Annotated in this window: 14 protein-coding genes; 5 read left to right on the top strand and 9 right to left on the bottom strand. The window is 61.8% G+C overall.

Annotation, left to right across the window (positions count from 1 at the left end):
- Nucleotides 1-3 precede the first annotated feature (3 nt).
- The 3 genes from addB to trxA all read left to right on the top strand — a co-directional run bounded on the left by addB (nucleotide 4) and on the right by trxA (nucleotide 7134).
- Nucleotides 4-3198: a double-strand break repair protein AddB gene (gene addB / locus CO657_RS20360; RefSeq protein WP_054185466.1), complete on the top strand. Its 3195-nt coding sequence runs from the start codon at nucleotides 4-6 to the stop codon at nucleotides 3196-3198.
- Entirely contained in the window at nucleotides 3191-6742 is a 3552-nt protein-coding gene (addA, locus tag CO657_RS20355) for a double-strand break repair helicase AddA (protein ID WP_054185467.1), read from the top strand. Before addB ends, addA begins: the two co-directional genes overlap by 8 nt.
- 71 nt (nucleotides 6743-6813) lie before the next feature.
- Nucleotides 6814-7134 carry a thioredoxin gene (trxA, locus tag CO657_RS20350; RefSeq protein ID WP_003589503.1) on the top strand — a complete coding sequence of 107 codons (321 nt, stop codon included), beginning with the start codon at nucleotides 6814-6816 and terminating at the stop codon, nucleotides 7132-7134.
- Between the two features lie 76 nt (nucleotides 7135-7210).
- On the opposite strand, the gene CO657_RS20345 is transcribed toward trxA, so the two are convergent.
- From CO657_RS20345 to CO657_RS20305, 9 genes are all read right to left on the bottom strand, one after another.
- Complete coding sequence (locus tag CO657_RS20345) at nucleotides 7211-8563, bottom strand: bifunctional folylpolyglutamate synthase/dihydrofolate synthase (protein WP_054185468.1); 1353 nt, start codon at nucleotides 8561-8563, stop codon at nucleotides 7211-7213.
- Between the two features lie 27 nt (nucleotides 8564-8590).
- The gene (gene accD / locus CO657_RS20340) at nucleotides 8591-9496 is read right to left on the bottom strand and encodes an acetyl-CoA carboxylase, carboxyltransferase subunit beta (protein ID WP_003589507.1); all 906 of its coding nucleotides are present in this window, start codon (nucleotides 9494-9496) and stop codon (nucleotides 8591-8593) included.
- A 129-nt stretch (nucleotides 9497-9625) separates the two neighbouring features.
- On the bottom strand, nucleotides 9626-10465 hold the full coding sequence (gene trpA / locus CO657_RS20335) for a tryptophan synthase subunit alpha (RefSeq protein WP_054185469.1): 840 nt from the start codon (nucleotides 10463-10465) through the stop codon (nucleotides 9626-9628).
- Between the two features lie 3 nt (nucleotides 10466-10468).
- On the bottom strand, nucleotides 10469-11689 hold the full coding sequence (trpB, locus tag CO657_RS20330; protein ID WP_003589509.1) for a tryptophan synthase subunit beta: 1221 nt from the start codon (nucleotides 11687-11689) through the stop codon (nucleotides 10469-10471).
- A gap of 2 nt (nucleotides 11690-11691) precedes the next feature.
- Nucleotides 11692-12360 (bottom strand): phosphoribosylanthranilate isomerase, encoded by a 669-nt coding sequence (locus CO657_RS20325; protein ID WP_054185470.1) that lies wholly within the window; start codon nucleotides 12358-12360, stop codon nucleotides 11692-11694.
- A 75-nt stretch (nucleotides 12361-12435) separates the two neighbouring features.
- Nucleotides 12436-13194, bottom strand: coding sequence for a M48 family metallopeptidase (locus tag CO657_RS20320; protein ID WP_003589511.1), 759 nt, complete (start codon nucleotides 13192-13194; stop codon nucleotides 12436-12438).
- Nucleotides 13195-13281: 87 nt separating this feature from the next.
- A complete protein-coding gene (locus CO657_RS20315) occupies nucleotides 13282-13716 on the bottom strand; it encodes a DUF2852 domain-containing protein (RefSeq protein ID WP_054185471.1) in 435 nt (144 codons plus the stop codon).
- Nucleotides 13717-13861: 145 nt separating this feature from the next.
- Complete coding sequence (locus CO657_RS20310; protein ID WP_054185495.1) at nucleotides 13862-15139, bottom strand: polyhydroxyalkanoate depolymerase; 1278 nt, start codon at nucleotides 15137-15139, stop codon at nucleotides 13862-13864.
- A 201-nt stretch (nucleotides 15140-15340) separates the two neighbouring features.
- A complete protein-coding gene (locus CO657_RS20305; RefSeq protein WP_003589513.1) occupies nucleotides 15341-16183 on the bottom strand; it encodes a fumarylacetoacetate hydrolase family protein in 843 nt (280 codons plus the stop codon).
- Nucleotides 16184-16439: 256 nt separating this feature from the next.
- Between CO657_RS20305 and CO657_RS20300 the strand changes: the two genes are divergently transcribed.
- Both CO657_RS20300 and CO657_RS20295 read left to right on the top strand, forming a co-directional pair.
- Nucleotides 16440-16724, top strand: coding sequence for a DUF2218 domain-containing protein (locus CO657_RS20300; protein WP_012559399.1), 285 nt, complete (start codon nucleotides 16440-16442; stop codon nucleotides 16722-16724).
- A 39-nt stretch (nucleotides 16725-16763) separates the two neighbouring features.
- Nucleotides 16764-17363 (top strand): nitroreductase family protein, encoded by a 600-nt coding sequence (locus CO657_RS20295; RefSeq protein ID WP_054185472.1) that lies wholly within the window; start codon nucleotides 16764-16766, stop codon nucleotides 17361-17363.
- The last annotated feature ends 47 nt before the right edge of the window (nucleotides 17364-17410 follow it).

Below are 17410 nucleotides of genomic sequence, written 5' to 3'. Positions count from 1 at the left end.
GATATGGCGGAGCGGCACCAGCCACGCATTCTGACGATCCCGGCGGGCCTCTCCTTCCTGAAAACGCTGGCGACGACGCTTTGCGACGGCCGGCTGACGCCGCTCTTCCGGCATGAGGCCGATGATCCGCTGTCGCTTTCGAGGGTAACGATCTATCTGCCGACCCGGCGCGCCGTGCGCGTGCTGCGTTCGGAATTCGTCGACCTGCTCGGCGGCCGCTCGGCGATCCTGCCGGTTATTCGTCCCCTCGGCGAAACCGACGACGACAGCGGCTATTTCGACGAGGCGCTGCCGGCAACGATCGATCTCGCCCAGCCGCTGTCGAATACCGCCCGCCTGCTGGAGCTTGCGCGCCTCATTCTCGCCTGGCGAAACAAGCTGCCGGAGATCGTCCGCCACATTCATTCGGACTCACCGCTTGTCGCGCCGGCAAGCCCGGCGGATGCGATCTGGCTCGCCCGCAACCTCGCGGAACTGATCGATTCCATCGAAACCGAAGACCTCGACTGGTCGGAACTGTCGAAACTCGACACCGGCGATTACGCCGCCTGGTGGCAGCTGACTGCGGAATTCCTGCAGATCGCCAGTGCCTTCTGGCCCGAGCGGCTTTCCGAACTCGGCAAATCCTCGCCGGCGCGGCACCGAAACGCCATTCTGCGGGCCGAAGCTTCTAGGCTTTCGGCGACGAAGCCCACCGGGCCGATCATCATTGCCGGTTCGACGGGTTCCGTTCCTGCCACCGCCGATCTGATCGCTGCCGTCACCAATCTGCCCGAGGGCGTGATCGTGCTTCCGGGCCTCGATCTTGCCATGCCTGAAAGGCACTGGCAGATGGTGGCGCCGGAGCTTTCCCCCGGCCAACATGCCAATCCCGCAAGCCGAAGCCACCCGCAATATGGCCTGTCATCGCTGCTCAAGCGGCTGAAGCTCACGCGTGCCGACGTCACCCTCCTCGACAGGCCGGAAGCCGATCTTGACCGGCGCGCCGAAATCCTGTCCCGCGCACTCGTGCCGGCAGAGGCGACCAGCGATTGGGGCGCCTGGAAGAGCGAGCTGCCGGAGGGCGCGTTTTCTTCAGCTTTCGCCGATGTTTCGCTGATCGAAGCCGCCAACGAGCGCGAAGAAGCAACCGCGATTGCCATCGCGCTCCGGCTGGCGTTGGAAAGACCGGGGCAGGACGGCGAAAGCCGGGCGGCGCTCATCACGCCGGACCGCAATCTCGCCCGCCGGGTGATGGCCGAGCTTTCCCGCTTCGGCATCCTCGCCGACGATTCGGCCGGTACTCCGCTTGCGGCCGCGCCGCAGGGCACGCTTCTGCAATTGCTGCTGGAGGCAGCGCTGCGCCCGGGCGATCCGGTAGCGATCGTCTCGCTGCTCAAACATCCGCTGGCCCGCTTCGGCCTCGACCGCGCCGCATTGATTTCCGCCACCGAGACGCTCGAGCTGCTGGCGCTGCGCGGCGGTGTGGCGGAGGTGGATATCAGTAGGCTCGAACCGCTGCTCACCCATCAGCTTGCCGAACAGGCTGGGGACAGGCACGCGCCGCAATGGCGAAAGGCACTTGCGCCCGACGCTGCCGAGGCCGCTTACGACCTTGCCCGCCGGGTCACAAAAGCGACCGAGCCGCTGGCTTCGGCCCTGATGCGGCACCGGCCGGAAGATCGCGGGAGGACGACAAGTTTTACCTTGTCCGAATGGGCGGAACGCACCGGCCGTTCGCTTGAAGCGGTGGCGGCCGATCCGCACGGCAATCTCGCCGATCTCTGGTCGGGCGAAGCCGGCGATGCGCTTGCCGCGCTGCTCGGCGAAGTGATCGACACCAACGGCCAGATGGAGGCCGACGGGCCGCAATGGATCGACATCATGGCAGCCCTTGCCGCCGGTCATGCGGTGAAGCCGCGGGCGCTCAGCCATCCCCGCCTCTTCATCTTCGGCACGCTGGAAGCCCGCCTGCAGAGCGTCGATACGATGATCCTCGGCGGCCTGAACGAGGGCACCTGGCCGGGGCAGACCGCCAACAATCCCTTCATTCCGCGCATGATGAAGACGGAGATCGGCCTCGAGCCGCCGGAACGGCGTATCGGTCAGCTGGCGCATGACTTCGAGATGGCGAACGGCACGCGCCATCTGATCTATTCGCGCGCGCTGCGCCAGGGCTCGACGCCGACGGTCGCCTCGCGCTGGCTGCAGCGGCTGCTGGCGCTTGCCGGAGAGACCTTCGAAGCGGAATTGAAGGGACGCGGCAACCGCTTCCTCCAATGGGCCGGCCTGATCGACCGGGGCGAGGCCCAGGCCCCGGCGCAGCGGCCCTCGCCGAAACCGCCGCTGACGCTGCAGCCGACATCCTACTCTTTCAGCGAAGTCGGACGGCTGCGCCGGGACCCCTATGCCATCTATGCCCGCCGCATTCTGCGGCTCGATCCTGTCGATGCGTTCAACCGCGATCCGGGAGCCGCCGAGCGCGGCACGCTCTACCACACGATCATCGACCGGTTCATTCGCGAAGCCCATGTCGCCGGCACGCCGGATGCGGCAGCGGCGATGGAGCGCATTCTTTCCGAGCTCTTCGACATGGAGCAGCTGCCGCCGCATATCGATGCAGTGTGGCGGCCGCGCTTTCGTGCTGTGGCCGGCGCCTTCCTCGACTGGGAGGCCGGACGGCGGCCCGGCATCCGCAAGACGCTGACGGAGGTGCGGGGCGGCGTCGAACTGGAAACGATCAATATCCGGCTCAACGGTGTTGCCGACCGGATCGACGTCACCGGACCGCATGCCGCCGATATCATCGACTACAAGACAGGCTACAATCCCTCGCCGGCGCAGGCACGGGTGCTTCTCGATCCGCAGCTAGCGCTCGAAGCGGCAGCCTTGCGCGACGGCGCCTTCCGCGATGTCGGCAGCCTCATTCCGCAGGACCTGCTCTATGTACGCCTACGTCCGGGACGCCGCTTTCAGGTCGACACCGTCAACAATGAGAGTTCGGCGCGCAGCGACAAGGCGAAATCGGCGATGGATCTCGCCGAAGAATCGATCGATCAGCTGGTCAAGTTCGTGAGCTTGCTGCAATCCGGCGAGAAGGGCTTCACCTCGCGGCTGATCCCGGCACAGCAATTCGATTTCGGCGGCGATTATGATCACCTCGCCCGCGTCTCCGAATGGTCGACGGCAGAAACCGAAGAAGGCGGCGGCGATGAGTGACGTGACCGCGCTTCCCAATGACGATGATCCGGGCGCCTGGATCGGCTGGACGACGATCCAGCAGGCGATCGCATCCGATCCCGAGCGTTCCGCGTGGGTCTCGGCCAATGCCGGCTCCGGCAAGACGCATGTGCTGACCCAGCGCGTCATCCGTCTTCTGCTTGCGGGTGCGCGGCCTTCCGCCATTTTATGCCTCACCTATACCAAGGCCGCCGCCTCCGAAATGTCGAACCGCGTCTTCGAACGGCTGGCGGACTGGGTGGTGCTTGACGATGAAGACCTTGGCCGGCGGATCACCCAGATCGAGGGGACGGCACCCGACGGAATAAAGCTTGCCGAGGCCCGCCGGCTGTTTGCGAAGGCGCTGGAGACACCGGGTGGCCTGAAGATCCAGACGATCCATGCCTTTTGCGAGGCGCTGCTGCATCAGTTCCCGCTGGAGGCCAATGTCGCCGGACATTTCTCGGTTCTCGACGATCGCGCGGCGGAGGCACTGCTGTCCGATGCGCGCCGGGCACTGCTGACGGCGACCGCGCCGGAGGGAGACGCCGGCCTTGCCGAGGCATTCGCCTATGTGCTCGATCTCGGCGACGAATCCGGCCTGGAAAATCTGCTCGGCGACATCGTCGCCAACCGCAACGCCATCCGTCGTTTTACGGCAACGGCCGAACGGCAGGGCGGCATCGAGATGGTTCTGCGCGAAAGATTGGGCCTTGCCCCGGATGACACGGAGAGCCGGATCGCGGCGCAATATTGGCCGTTGCCGGAGCTTTCCGGCGGTATGCTGGAGCTTTATCTGTCGCTTGCCGATCAGAAGGGCGGCGCGAAGGCGCAGGAAGTTGCCTACGGTCTCAGGCTTGCCGGGCGGGAACGCGATGACGCAAAACGCGCCGAGTTTCTCGAGAAAATCTTTCTGACGGTGAAGGGCGAGCCGAAGGCGGATTCACAATTCACGGTCAAGGCGATGCTTGCCGAAGCGCCGCTGCTGGCGGGCGCCATCGCCGCTGCCCGCGCCCATGTCGCTGCAAGCCGCGACCGGCTGAAACTGATGCGGATGTATGGGGCGACCTATGCCGCGCTGGTGCTGGCAGAGCGGCTCAATCACGACTATGAGGAGCTGAAGAAGCAGCGCAGCCAACTCGATTTCGAGGATCTGATCACCCGCACCGCCGACCTGCTGACGAAAAGCGGCGTCGGCCCCTGGATCCACTACAAGCTCGATCGCGGCATCGATCATATCCTCGTCGACGAAGCGCAGGATACCAGCCCGATCCAGTGGAGCGTCATCCAGTCGCTCGCCGAGGATTTCTTCTCCGGCGAAAGCGCCCGGCCGGTGGTGCGCACGCTCTTTGCCGTCGGCGACGAGAAACAGTCGATCTATTCCTTTCAAGGAGCGCGGCCCGAGCGTTTTTCCGAGGAGAGCGACCGGACGCGGCGGCGCGTCTCAGATAGCGGGCAAAACTTTTCCTCCGTGCGGCTGCCACTCTCCTTCCGCTCGACCGCCGATGTGCTTGAGGCCGTCGACCATATTTTCAGGGAACCCGACAATTCGCGCGGCCTCAGCGCGCTCGGCGAACCGGTCGTGCATCGCTCCAGCCGCATCGGACATCCCGGCGCCGTCGATCTCTGGGAGATGGTCGCGCCGGAAGCGGTGGTCAAGGAAGAGGACTGGACGGCGCCCTTCGATGCAACGCCGGAAAGCGCGCCGGCCGCAATCCTGGCCCGGCGGATCGCCCATTCGATCGGCGCGCTTGTCGGCCGCGAGACGATCGTCGACAAAGGCAAAGAGCGCTTGATCGAAGCCGGCGACATCCTGGTGCTGGTGCGCAAGCGCGACGCCTTCGTCAATGCCTTGACGCGTGCCTTGAAACGCCGCGGCGACATTCCGGTCGCCGGCGCCGACAGGCTGGTGCTGACCAGCCATATCGCCGTGCAGGATCTGCTGGCGCTCGGCCGCTTCCTGCTGCTGCCGGAAGACGATCTTTCGCTCGCCGCCGTGCTCAAGAGCCCGCTTTTCGATCTTTCCGAGGACGACATATTTGCGATTGCCGCGCTACGCGGCGACAATGAGAGCGTCTGGAACCATCTCAGACGCTTCGCCGCCGACGGCACCGAGCGCTTCCGCGCGGCCGTGGAGAGGCTGGAGCTGTTCCTTCGCCAATCCAGAAGCCTGTCGGTTCATGATTTCTATGCGCGTGTGCTGGGCAGCCATGGCGGGCGGCGGCAATTCCTTGCCAGGCTCGGCACCGAGGTCAGCGATATCCTCGACGAATTCCTGACCTTTACCCTCGACCACGAGAGCTCCGGCCTTCCCGGGCTGCAATCCTTCATCTCGACGCTGGAACTCGAAGCTCCGGTGGTCAAGCGCGAGCAGGACAAGGGGCGCAACGAAGTGCGGATCATGACGGTGCATGCCTCCAAGGGTCTCGAGGCACCGATCGTTTTCCTGGTCGACGGCGGTTCCAAGGCCTTCACCCATACCCATCTGCCGAAACTTCGCCTGATCGAGACCGATGCCGACGAACCGCCGATGCCCGTCTGGGTTCCCGTCTCCGATCTCGCCAACTCGCTGACTCAGAACGACGCCGTTCGTATCCAGATGCTGGCGGAGGAAGAATATCGCCGATTGCTCTACGTCGCCATGACGCGTGCCGCCGACCGGCTGGTCGTCTGCGGCTATCGCGGCGTGCGTCTCAACAACGACACCTGGCATATGATGATTTCAACGGCACTGCGCGACGACCATCCGCATGTCGAGGCGACGACATTCTCCAGTCCCGATGGCGAATGGCCGGGTATCAAATGGCGTGTGCCGCGGGTGGAGCGAAGCTTCGAGCGCATCGACCGCAGCCAAGAGCGCGACAGCGAGGAGAGGCTGCCGGACGGCCTGTTGCGGCCATTGCCGCCGCAGGCCGAGCTGCCGCGGCCGCTCAGCCCGTCCGGCGCCGGGACGATCATCGACGAAGACGAGGGCGGCTTGCTTGTCGTTTCGCCGCTGTTCGGCGAGAAGGAGCGCAGCGATCGGTCGCTGGAGAAGGGCCGGCTGATCCATCGCATGCTGCAGGCGCTTCCCGAAATTTCGCCTGCCGAACGGGCTGATGCCGCAAGTCGCTATGCCGAACGGGCGGCGCGGTTCTGGCCGGAAGCCGAACGCCGCAAGCTGGTCGATTCGGTTCTGAAACTATTGGACGAAGAGGGTCTGCAGGCCGTCCTCGGTGACGAGGCCCAGCCCGAAGTCTCGATCATGGGAACATTGACGCTTGAGGACAGGCGCTATGCCGTCTCCGGCCGCATCGACCGGCTTGCCGTCCTTGCCGATCGTGTCGTCATCCTCGATTACAAGACCAATCGGGTGCCGCCGGCGACAGAGGCAGCTATTCCCTTCGCGCACCGGGCGCAGCTGGCCATCTATCGCGAGATCCTGGCGCCGCTCTATCCCGGCAAGCCTATCGAGTGCATGCTCGTCTATACCGAGAACGCCTCGCTCTACACGCTGAGCGAAAAGGCGCTTGGTTTGGCGCTTGCAGCGGTCAAGACAAAGTGAAATACCGGACATTGAAAATTCGGCACCGCACCATCACATGTGGTTCAACACCCGAGGTAAAGGAGCAGCCCATGGCTACCGTGAAAGTCGATATCAACAATTTCCAGTCGGAAGTTCTGGAATCCGCAGAGCCCGTCGTCGTCGATTTCTGGGCTGAATGGTGCGGCCCGTGCAAGATGATTGCGCCGAGCCTTGAAGAAATCTCCGTCGAGATGGAAGGCAAGGTCAAGGTCGCCAAGCTGAATATCGATGAGAACCCGGAACTCGCCGCACAGTTCGGTGTGCGCTCCATTCCGACGCTGGCAATTTTCAAGGGCGGCGAAGTCGCCGATATTTCTGTCGGCGCCAAGGCGAAGACCGCGCTTTCGAACTGGATTTCCAGCGCCGCCTGATATCGCCCGATTCACATTGACGAAAAAGCCCGGCTTCGACCGGGCTTTTTTCATTTCGTATTCTTCATTTCACCGATCACTTCGGAGGCGTGCCGTTGTCGGAAAGCACATCGCCGACGAGATAGAGAGAGCCGCCGACGAGGATACGCGGGGGTAGACCCTCCGGATCAAGGACGGCTTTTATGGCTTCCAACGCATCGCCGACAGTCGACATCGGTTCGGCAACCAGGCCGGCATCGTAGGCGGCGTTCGACAAGATCACCGGGTCGATCATCGCATCGCTGTTGCGGATCGGTACGCAGAAAACCTTCTCGACCAAGCCGGCAAAGGCCTTGAAATAGCCGACCGGGTCCTTGGTGTTGATCATGCCGATGATCAGGAAAAGCGGCCGGGACTGGCGCTCTTCGAAATTGGCCATGGCTTCGGCGATCACCTCGCCGGCACCGGGATTGTGCCCGCCATCGATCCAGATCTCGGCGCCGGCGGGCGCATGTTGCAGCAGCCGGCCTTCGCCGAGGCGCTGCAGCCGGCCCGGCCATTCCACCGAATTCATCGCCTTTTCCATCATCGTCTCGGTGACGGTGAAACCCGCCGCCTTGACGGCGCGGATGGCGGCGGCGGCATTGGCATATTGATGGCGGCCGGGAAGGCGCGGCAGCGGCAGGTCGGCCAGACCGAATTCGTCCTGATAGACGAGCCGGCCATATTCCTCATGCGCCATGAAATCCTGCCCGAAGACGGCACTCGGGCAATGCAGCCGTTCGGCCGTCGACATCAGCACGTCGAGTGCGGCGTCATATTCCTGGTGGCCGATGACGACGGGAAGTCCCGGCTTCATGATGCCGGCCTTTTCGGCGGCGATCAGCTCGACCCTGTCGCCGAGATAGGGCTGGTGATCCAGCGAGATCGGCATGATCACCGAGACGGCCGGGTCGGAAATGACATTGGTGGCATCGAACCGGCCGCCGAGGCCGACTTCGATGATCGCGGCATCGGCCGGCTGTTCGGAAAACAGGATGAAGGTGACCGCCGTCAGGATTTCGAAGACAGTGATGTGCTGTCCGGCATTGGCATCGGCCACACGGCGCAAGGCATCGGCAAAGACGGCGTCATCGACAAGCTGCCCGCGGCCGCCCTTAACGCCGATGCGATAACGCTCGTGCCAATTGACGAGATGCGGCGAGGTGTGAACATGAGCGCTGTAGCCGCCGGCTTCGAGCAAAGCGCGGCAGAAGGCGGTGACCGACCCCTTGCCGTTGGTGCCGGCGACATGGATCACCGGCGGCAGTTTCCGGTGCGGATTGCCGAGTTGATCGAGAAGACGGGTGATGCGATCGAGAGACAGATCAAAACCCTTGGGATGCAATCCCATGAGCTTGTCGATCTCCTGTGCTGCCTCACTCACCGCGGTTTGGCCCCTGGGTATCATTTCGGCACCCCGCCTGCTTATCGGTTATCAGGCGCTCGCCGCCAGGGCGATCGCGCCGCTATTCATGTTGTTCGCCACTGACACCGGCTTCTTCGTCAGGATCTTCAGGACGCGCGCCAGCGTTTCCGGGATATCGTGACGTTTGACGACCATATCGACCATACCATGCTCCAGCAGGTATTCGGAGGTCTGGAAGCCTTCGGGCAGTTTTTCGCGCAAGGTCTGCTCGATGACGCGCTTGCCGGCAAAGCCGATTTCGGCGCCCGGCTCAGCCAGATGAATATCGCCGAGCATAGCATAGGAGGCCGTGACGCCGCCTGTGGTCGGATTGGTCAGGACGACGATATAGGGCTGACCGGATTCCTTCAGCAGGTCGACGGCAACCGTCGTGCGCGGCAGCTGCATCAGCGACAAGATGCCTTCCTGCATGCGCGCGCCGCCGGAAGCGGGGAACATTACCAGCGGGCACTTTTCAGACGTCGCACGCTCGAACGCCTTGACGATGGCCTCGCCGGCAGCCATGCCGAGCGAACCGCCGATGAAGTTGAATTCGTGCACGACCGCGACGAGCTTCAGGCCTTGCACCTTCCCGAGGCCGGCGAGGATGGTATCCTCCTGTTCGGTCTTCAGGCGGCTGTCGCGCAGGCGATCGCTGTATTTCTTCGAATCGCGGAATTTCAGCGGGTCCTGGGCGACCTTCGGCTGCGGCAGCGATTCATAGTCACCATTGTCGAACAGATCGGCCAGGCGGGCCTTAGCCGGCATCTTCATGTGATAGCCGGAGGCCGGAATAACCCATTTGTTGCCTTCAAGATCCTTGTGGAAGACCATCTCGCCGGTTTCCGGGCACTTGATCCAGAGGTTCTCCGGCACTTCGCGACGGCCCAGCATGGAATTGATCCGCGGGCGAACGTAGTTGGTGATCCAGTTCAACTCGAATACTCCTGATTGACTAAAGCGCGTCACGATCTTTCAAGATCGCTTGCCAGCTTTGGATCTTTGTGTTCCCGCTAAACCGCTGCACAGTTTTGCGCGACATGCTTTGACACCAATGTGGGCAAACTATTCGGCAGCAACAAGGCGCGCCGAACGTGTTCCCGTGGAAAGGCCGCGCACCAGCGTGGCAACGGCCTGAACCGTGTCCGCCGTCGCCTTGCCGTCACTCGTCAGGCTCGTCGCGACCTGATTGACGATGGCGGTGCCGACGACGACGCCATCGGCCGAAGCGCCGATGACCTTTGCATGTTCCGCCGTCTTGACGCCGAAGCCGACGCAGACGGGCAGTTGCGTGTGCTGCTTGATGCGTTCGACCGCGCCCGAAACCAACGACGGATCCGGCAGCGCCGAACCGGTGATGCCGTTCATCGAGACATAATAGACGAAGCCGGAGGTGTTCTTCAAAACCTTCGGCAGGCGTTTCTCATCCGTCGTCGGCGTCGCCAGGCGGATGAAATTGATGCCTTTGCGGATCGCCGGAATGCAGAGCTCGTCGTCCATCTCAGGCGGCAGATCGACGACGATCAGGCCGTCGATGCCGGCAGCAATCGCATCGTCGAGGAATGTCTCGACGCCGTAAATATAGATCGGATTGTAGTAGCCCATCATCACGATCGGCGTCGCGTCATCGGATTTGCGGAAATCCGCCGCCAGCTGCAACGTCTTCTTCAGCGTCTGGCCGCCTTTCAGCGCACGCTGGCCGGCGAGCTGGATCGCCGGGCCGTCGGCCATCGGATCGGAAAAGGGCATGCCGAGCTCGATAATGTCGGAGCCGGCCTCCGGCAGCGCTTTCATGATGCCGAGAGAGGTATCGTAATCAGGATCGCCGCCCATGAAATAGGTCACAAGCGCCGGACGGCCCTCGGCCTTCAGCTCGGCAAAGCGTTTGTCCATGCGTGCGGTCATGTCTTACAGTCCCATTCCCAGAATCTTGCCGACGGTGAAGATATCCTTGTCGCCGCGGCCGGAGAGGTTCATCAGGATGATCTCGTCCTTGCCCATCTTCGGCGCGCGCTTGATCACCTCGGCAATCGCGTGCGAGGGCTCGAGCGCCGGGATGATGCCCTCGAGGCGGGTCAGCGTCTGGAAAGCCTCCAGCGCTTCGTGATCCATGATCGGCACATAGTCGACGCGGCCGGTATCGTTCAGCCAGGAATGTTCGGGGCCGATGCCGGGATAATCGAGACCGGCCGAAATCGAATGGCCTTCCTTGATCTGGCCGTCGCCATCCTGCAACAGATAGGTGCGGTTGCCGTGCAGCACACCCGGCGAACCGGCGGTGATCGACGCGCAATGTTCGTCGCCCTGCAGACCCTTGCCGCCGGCTTCGACGCCGACGATCTTCACGGTGGGATCATCGAGGAAAGGATGGAAAATGCCGATCGCATTCGACCCGCCGCCGACGGCAGCGATGACGAGATCCGGCAGGCGGCCTTCGGCTGCCAGCATCTGCTCTTTCGCTTCCGTGCCGATCACCGACTGGAAATCGCGGACCATCTCCGGATAGGGATGCGGACCGGCCGCCGTTCCGATCAGATAGTAGGTATCCTCGACATTGGTGACCCAATCGCGGAGCGCCTCGTTCATGGCGTCCTTCAGCGTGCCGCTGCCGGCCGTCACCGGCTTCACTTCCGCGCCGAGTAGCTTCATGCGGAAAACGTTCGGCGCCTGACGCTCGACGTCGGTCGCGCCCATATAGACGACGCAGGGAAGGCCGAAGCGGGCGGCAACGGTGGCCGAGGCGACGCCGTGCTGGCCGGCGCCGGTTTCGGCGATGATGCGGGTCTTGCCCATGCGCTTGGCGAGCAGGATCTGGCCGATGCAGTTGTTGATCTTGTGCGAGCCGGTGTGGTTCAGCTCCTCGCGCTTGAAATAGATCTTGGCGCCGCCGAGTTCGGCCGTCAGCCGCTCGGCGAAATAGAGCGGGCTCGGGCGGCCGATATAATGGGCGCCGAGATGCTTCAATTCGGCCTGGAATGCCGGATCGTTCTTCGCCTTGTTCCACTCGTCCTGCAGATCGAGGATCAAAGGCATCAATGTTTCGGCAACGAAACGACCGCCATAAATGCCGAAGCGGCCGTCTTCATCAGGCCCGGAACGGAAGGAATTCGGTTTAGGCGTTTCGTTCACTCTCAACTCCCTGAGGCCATGACAGGCGCATCCGCCTCTTCGACCGCATCGAAAAATTCATCGATCATTGTGACGCTCTTCACGCCAGGCGCAGTTTCGACGCCCGAGGAGACGTCGATACCACGTGCCTTGGTCTTCACAAGCGCATCCGCGACATTGTCCTTGTTCAGCCCGCCGGACAGCATGTAGTCGATGCTGCCGTCGAGCCAGCTCAAAAGGCTCCAGTCGAAGGAAATGCCGTTGCCACCCGGCAGTTCCGAACCCTTCGGCGCTTTCGCGTCGAACAGGAAACGGTCGGCGATGCCGATATAGGCTTCGACGCGCTTCAGATCGTCGGCCGTGCGCACGGAAAAGACTTTCATGACCGGCAGGCCATAGAGCGCCTTGATCGTCAGCACATGTTCGGGGCTCTCATTGCCGTGCAGCTGCAGAATATCCGGCTTCAACAGCGAGACGATCTCATCAAGCTCGTCGTTGCTGGGATCGACGACGACGGCGACGATCTTCGCCTTGCCACGCGCGGGCTCGGCCAGTTTACCCGCCAGGTCCGGCTCGATGTAACGAGGGCTCTTTTCGAAGAAGATAAAACCGATATGGGTCGCGCCGCGTTTCAGCGCACGATCGATCGCTTCTGGCGTCTTCAAGCCACAGATCTTGATATCGGGTTTCATGGCAGCGAAGTGACACGAAATGCAGCAAGAGTCGAGCCAATTTGCGTGCTAGGCTGCATTTAGCGCCAACGTCGATCAGTCGAAATCAATGGCGTGCAGCTGGCTTCCGTGCCGCTTCAGCCAGGATTTCGCTTCCTCCATGCCGGGGCAAAGCTTCTTGCAAAGCGCCCAGAAGTGAGGCCCGTGGTTCATCTCCTTGAGATGGGCAACTTCGTGGGCGGCGAGATAGTCGATCACCGAGGGCGGCGCCATGACGATGCGCCAGGAAAAGCTCAGATTTCCTTCCGACGAGCAGGAGCCCCAGCGGCTGCGCGTATCCTTCATCGAGATCGAGCGGATCGGCGCCCGGATCGTTGCGGCGTGCATGGTCGCCAACTTCACCAGTTCGGCGCGCGCCTCCTTCTTGAGAAAGGATGCGATGCGCCGTCCGACATGTTCCTCCATTCCGCTGACCCGCAGCACCGGTCTGCCGTCCACCAAAACCGCCTCCGTCAGCCCACGCAAGCTGCCGGTATGCTGAATGCGATGGGAAACGCCGCGAAAGAGAATTTCGCCGCCGTCGCGCAAGCCGGCATCGGTCGAAAACTTGGCAAGTTTGGTCAGCAGCCAACCCTGGTGCCGATCGAGAAAGGCATTGACCTCGCGTGCAGCAAGACCTTTCGGCACCGTCATCTTCAAGGCCCGGCCGCCCGGCTCGATGCGCAAGGTGATGCGCGTCGCCCGGTCATGCTGCTTGATGGTCAACGGCATCAGCCGGCCGGCCACCTCAAGCGTCCGGGTTTCGGGCGGCGCCGGTTTCCGCGCTTTCGGCCTTGTCTTCAGAAGCGAGAACATGGGTGTTTTCTATCCGATTCGCCGGGGGAACGGACATAGAAAAACCGGCATCGGAAGATGCCGGTCATCAATTCAGCGTTCAGGCCTTCAAGGCGTCTGGTATTCGGCGACCGGGCCATTGTCGTCACGCTTGGCGTTCTTGCGGTCACGCATGAAGCGATCGAACTCTTCCTGGTCCTTGGCGCGGCGAAGTTCGCGCATATAGGCGTCGAATTCCTCGCGCATTTCATCGAGCTTGCGGCGCTCTTCCTCGATCCGGTCGATCTCGGCCTTGCGCCAGTCGTCGAAGGCGACGTTGCCGGTCGAGAAATGCGGGCGGTGACGGCCGTTCGAGCGGCGGCAGGAGGCAAAGAAGCCATCGGTCGCCTGGTTGACGTCACGCTTGAAGCCGCGCAGGCGGTCGCCGAAGATGATGTAGGCAAGCATGGCAAGACCCAGAGGCCAGAAAACCATGAAGCCGATAATCATCAGGGCAATGGTAGCCGGAGTCCAATCCGGTCGAAGCAATGCTGACTGGTTCATCGTGCGGGTATCCCTCGCTTTCCACGCCCGGCAGGATACCGAACGCTGAAATCGATGTGGTTACCGCAATAACGACCTTCAAGACGATTGCCCATAAAATCGGACAAGGCCTTGAATCCGTTTTGCTAATTCAGCTATGCCTGATTTAGGCTGTCCGCCCGCCCTTGATGACACGCGGGACCGGAGGCTTGACGGCAGAACGGGAATGCTGACGGACGAAATCGAGGATGCGCGGCGCGATCTCGCGGCGGAACCGCGAGCCGTTGAATACACCATAATGGCCGACATCCGGCTGCAGGTAATGCATGCGCATATCTTCGGGAATGTTGACGCAGATCGTCTGCGCCGCCTTGGTCTGGCCGACCCCCGAGATATCGTCATTCTCACCTTCGACGGTCAGAAGCGCCACCTTGCGGATCGCTGCCGGATCGACACGTTTGCCGCGATGCATCAGTTCGCCCTTCGGCAGCGAATGCCTGATGAAGACCTGCTCGACCGTCTGCAGGTAGAATTCAGCGGTCAGATCCATGACGGCGAGATATTCGTCATAGAAATCGCGATGTTTTTCCGGTTCGCCGTCGTTCTTCACGAGATGCATGAAGAATTCCTTGTGGGCGACGAGATGCCGGTCGAGATTCATCGACATGAATCCCGAAAGCTGCAGGAATCCCGGATAGACCGGGCGCATGAAGCCCGGCTGCGGCCAGGGCACGTTCATGATGACATTGTCGGAGAACCACTGCAGCGACCGCTCCTGGGCGAGTTTGTTGACCGCCGTCGGGTTGATGCGCGTGTCGATCGGGCCGCCCATCAGCGTCATCGACGCCGGCGACAGCGGATCATTGGCTTCCTCCATCACCGCAGCCGCAGCCAGTACCGGAACGGAAGGCTGACAGACGGCGATGACATGGGTGTCGTGACCGAGGAAATGCAGCATCTCGATGACGTAATCGACATAATCGTCGAAATCGAAGGTGCCTTCCGTCATCGGCACCATGCGGGCGTCGATCCAGTCGGTGATGTAGACATCGGCGCTCGGCAGCAGCGCCTCCACCGTGCCTCGCAGCAGCGTCGCATAATGGCCGGACATCGGCGCGACAATCAGAATGCGCGGATCGTTGCCGCGGGCGGCTGGAACACTGCGGGCGAAATGCAGGAGATTGCAGAAGGGCCGCGACCAGACGATCTCTTCGCGGACGGAAACCATCCGATCGCCGATCGCCGTCTGCTTCAGTCCGAATTCCGGCTTGCCGTAACGGCGCGTCGTGCGTTCGAACATTTCAAGGCTGGCCGCCATCGTCCGGCCGAGCGGCGTATGAGAAAACGGGTTCAGCGGATTGGCATAGGCAAATCGCATGATATCGGCCGCGGCGCGAAACGGCGCCATGGCGGCATGGTTCAATTCATAAAGCTGATAAAACAAAAGCGCCACCTTTCTCTATCGAAAAGATGACACCGATTGAGCGGCATCGACTCTTTTCGTTACGCGGGCACGTAATGCAGACTAACAGTTTTTTGTTGCACAGCAACATGGACGAACCAGACCCGCACAAGAAATGCCGGAGATTTGATCCCCGGCATCATAATCGCCCTGAAAACTTAAGTTTCTCAGCAGGAAGCGTCGTTAACGGTCCGCTACGAAGGTCTGCTTCTGTGTGCCGAGACCTTCGATACCAAGTTCGACCACATCGCCGGCCTTGAGATAACGCGGCGGCTTGAGGCCCATGCCGACGCCCGGAGGCGTGCCGGTTGAGATCACGTCGCCGGGATGCAGCGACATGAACTGGCTGAGGTAGGAGACCAGGAAAGCCACGCCGTAAACCATGGTCTTCGACGAGCCGTTCTGCATCTTCTGGCCGTTGACCGTCAGCCACATGCCGAGGTTCTGCGGTTCCGGAACCTCGTCCTTGGTCACGAGCCATGGGCCGATCGGGCCAAAGGTGTCGCAGGATTTGCCCTTCGTCCATTGCCCGGACCGCTCGGTCTGGAAGGCGCGCTCGGAAACGTCGTTGGAGACGCAATAACCGGCGACATAATCCAGCGCTTCGGCTTCCGTTACATATTTGGCAGTCTTGCCGATGACGACGCCGAGTTCGACTTCCCAATCGGTCTTTTCCGAACCGCGGGGAATGATGACATCGTCGTTCGGCCCGACGATTGCCGATGTTGCTTTCATGAAGATGATCGGCTCGGGCGGAACGGTGGCGCCGGTTTCGGCAGCATGATCCGAATAATTCAAGCCGATGCAGATGAATTTGCCGGTGCCGGCGACACAGGCGCCGATGCGGCCAGGCATAAGTTCCGGAAGGCTCTTCGGATCGATCGCCGCTATCTTTGCCAGACCGGCCGGCGTGATCACCTCGCCGCCGATATCGGCGACATGGCCGGAGAGATCGCGGATCTTGCCATCGGCGTCGAGAAGCGCGGGTTTTTCATTGCCTGCTTGGCCAACACGCATCAGCTTCATGGAATTTCCTCCTCATCGAAAAAAACGGATTTGCAGCCACCTATGAACGAATTATTCACCGGTGTCATTACGGCTTTGGCGCGAAGCGGTACGGCTTTCCTAGAATTCAGTCGGATTTCGGCGATGTTTTGCATGTCGTAAGCCGCTTTTATGACAACGGTCTGTGCACCCGAATTGCGACGATGCTGCGCTTGCCAAGCGGATGAAGCAGGAAATATGACTCCCAACCGATCTAAAGATGACGTGGAGTTCGAATATGCATCTCTCCCAGGCTGTCGTGCGCACGGAACATGCAAGCCGCTATCTGCAGCAGCTTTGCAAACACTGGAGCCATAAATTCAGCGTCGATTTCGATCCGCACAAGGGCCGCGTGCCGTTCAGCGAGACGGCCGAGGTGACATTTACCGCCGACGATGCGGCGCTGACCATGGTGCTTTCCGTCGCCGACCCCGAGCAGCAGGCAAGGATGCAGGGCGTCATCGACGATCATCTGAAGCGCTTCGCCTTTCGCGAGGAACTCGACATCGTCTGGACCGACTGACCCGAACCCCGATCCAAATTTCTGCCCTCAGGAATAAGCATGACCAAGAGCAATAGCCGCGAATCCCAATATCCGATCGATCCGATGTTTCTCGACCGCTGGTCGCCCCGCGCCTTCACCGGCGAAATTATCGAGGAAGCCCAACTGCTCAGCCTGCTCGATGCCGCCCATTGGGCGCCATCTTCGTCCAATCAGCAGCCCTGGCGTTTTATCTATGCGCTCAAGGGGTCGGAACATTGGGAGAAATTCGTCGCATTGCTCGTCGATGCCAATCAGGAGTGGGCCAGGAATGCATCGGCGCTGATCTTTGTCGTATCGCGCAGCTTCACCGGGGCTGCCGGTTCCGGCGAGGAGAAGCCCAGCTACACCCATTCCTTCGATGCCGGCGCGGCATGGGGCCACCTGTCGCTGCAGGCGCGCCTCTCCGGTTTCTACGCCCATGGCATGGGCGGCATCAAACACCCGGAAATCATGAAGAGCTTCGGCATTCCCGAAGGTTACCGGGTGGAAGCCGGCGTCGCGGTCGGCCGTCTGGCCGACAAGAGCGTTCTTTCCGAACGCAACCAGGCGCGCGAATTCCCCAGTCAGCGCAAACCGCTCGCCGAGGTCGCGTTCAACGGCCGTTTCGTCGCGGATTAAGCGCCCGACACGAGCAAAAGCCCCGCCGTCTGGGGACAGCGGGGCTT

It is taken from the genome of Rhizobium acidisoli, assembly GCF_002531755.2.
In the GTDB taxonomy this organism is placed as follows: Bacteria; Pseudomonadota; Alphaproteobacteria; order Rhizobiales; family Rhizobiaceae; genus Rhizobium; species Rhizobium acidisoli.
This window is presented reverse-complemented; position numbering and strand designations above follow the sequence as displayed.

Bases quoted from the DNA above. Each gene is read 5' to 3' on its own strand.
- addA (WP_054185467.1), top strand. From the start codon at position 3,191: ATGAGTGACGTGACCGCGCTTCCCAATGACGATGATCCGGGCGCCTGG.
- trxA (WP_003589503.1), top strand. From the start codon at position 6,814: ATGGCTACCGTGAAAGTCGATATCAACAATTTCCAGTCGGAAGTTCTG.
- CO657_RS20345 (WP_054185468.1), bottom strand. From the start codon at position 8,563: ATGATACCCAGGGGCCAAACCGCGGTGAGTGAGGCAGCACAGGAGATC.
- addB (WP_054185466.1), top strand. From the start codon at position 4: ATGGCGGAGCGGCACCAGCCACGCATTCTGACGATCCCGGCGGGCCTC.
- CO657_RS20300 (WP_012559399.1), top strand. From the start codon at position 16,440: ATGCATCTCTCCCAGGCTGTCGTGCGCACGGAACATGCAAGCCGCTAT.
- CO657_RS20325 (WP_054185470.1), bottom strand. From the start codon at position 12,360: ATGAAACCCGATATCAAGATCTGTGGCTTGAAGACGCCAGAAGCGATC.
- trpA (WP_054185469.1), bottom strand. From the start codon at position 10,465: ATGACCGCACGCATGGACAAACGCTTTGCCGAGCTGAAGGCCGAGGGC.
- CO657_RS20295 (WP_054185472.1), top strand. From the start codon at position 16,764: ATGACCAAGAGCAATAGCCGCGAATCCCAATATCCGATCGATCCGATG.
- CO657_RS20315 (WP_054185471.1), bottom strand. From the start codon at position 13,716: ATGAACCAGTCAGCATTGCTTCGACCGGATTGGACTCCGGCTACCATT.
- CO657_RS20320 (WP_003589511.1), bottom strand. From the start codon at position 13,194: ATGTTCTCGCTTCTGAAGACAAGGCCGAAAGCGCGGAAACCGGCGCCG.
- CO657_RS20305 (WP_003589513.1), bottom strand. From the start codon at position 16,183: ATGAAGCTGATGCGTGTTGGCCAAGCAGGCAATGAAAAACCCGCGCTT.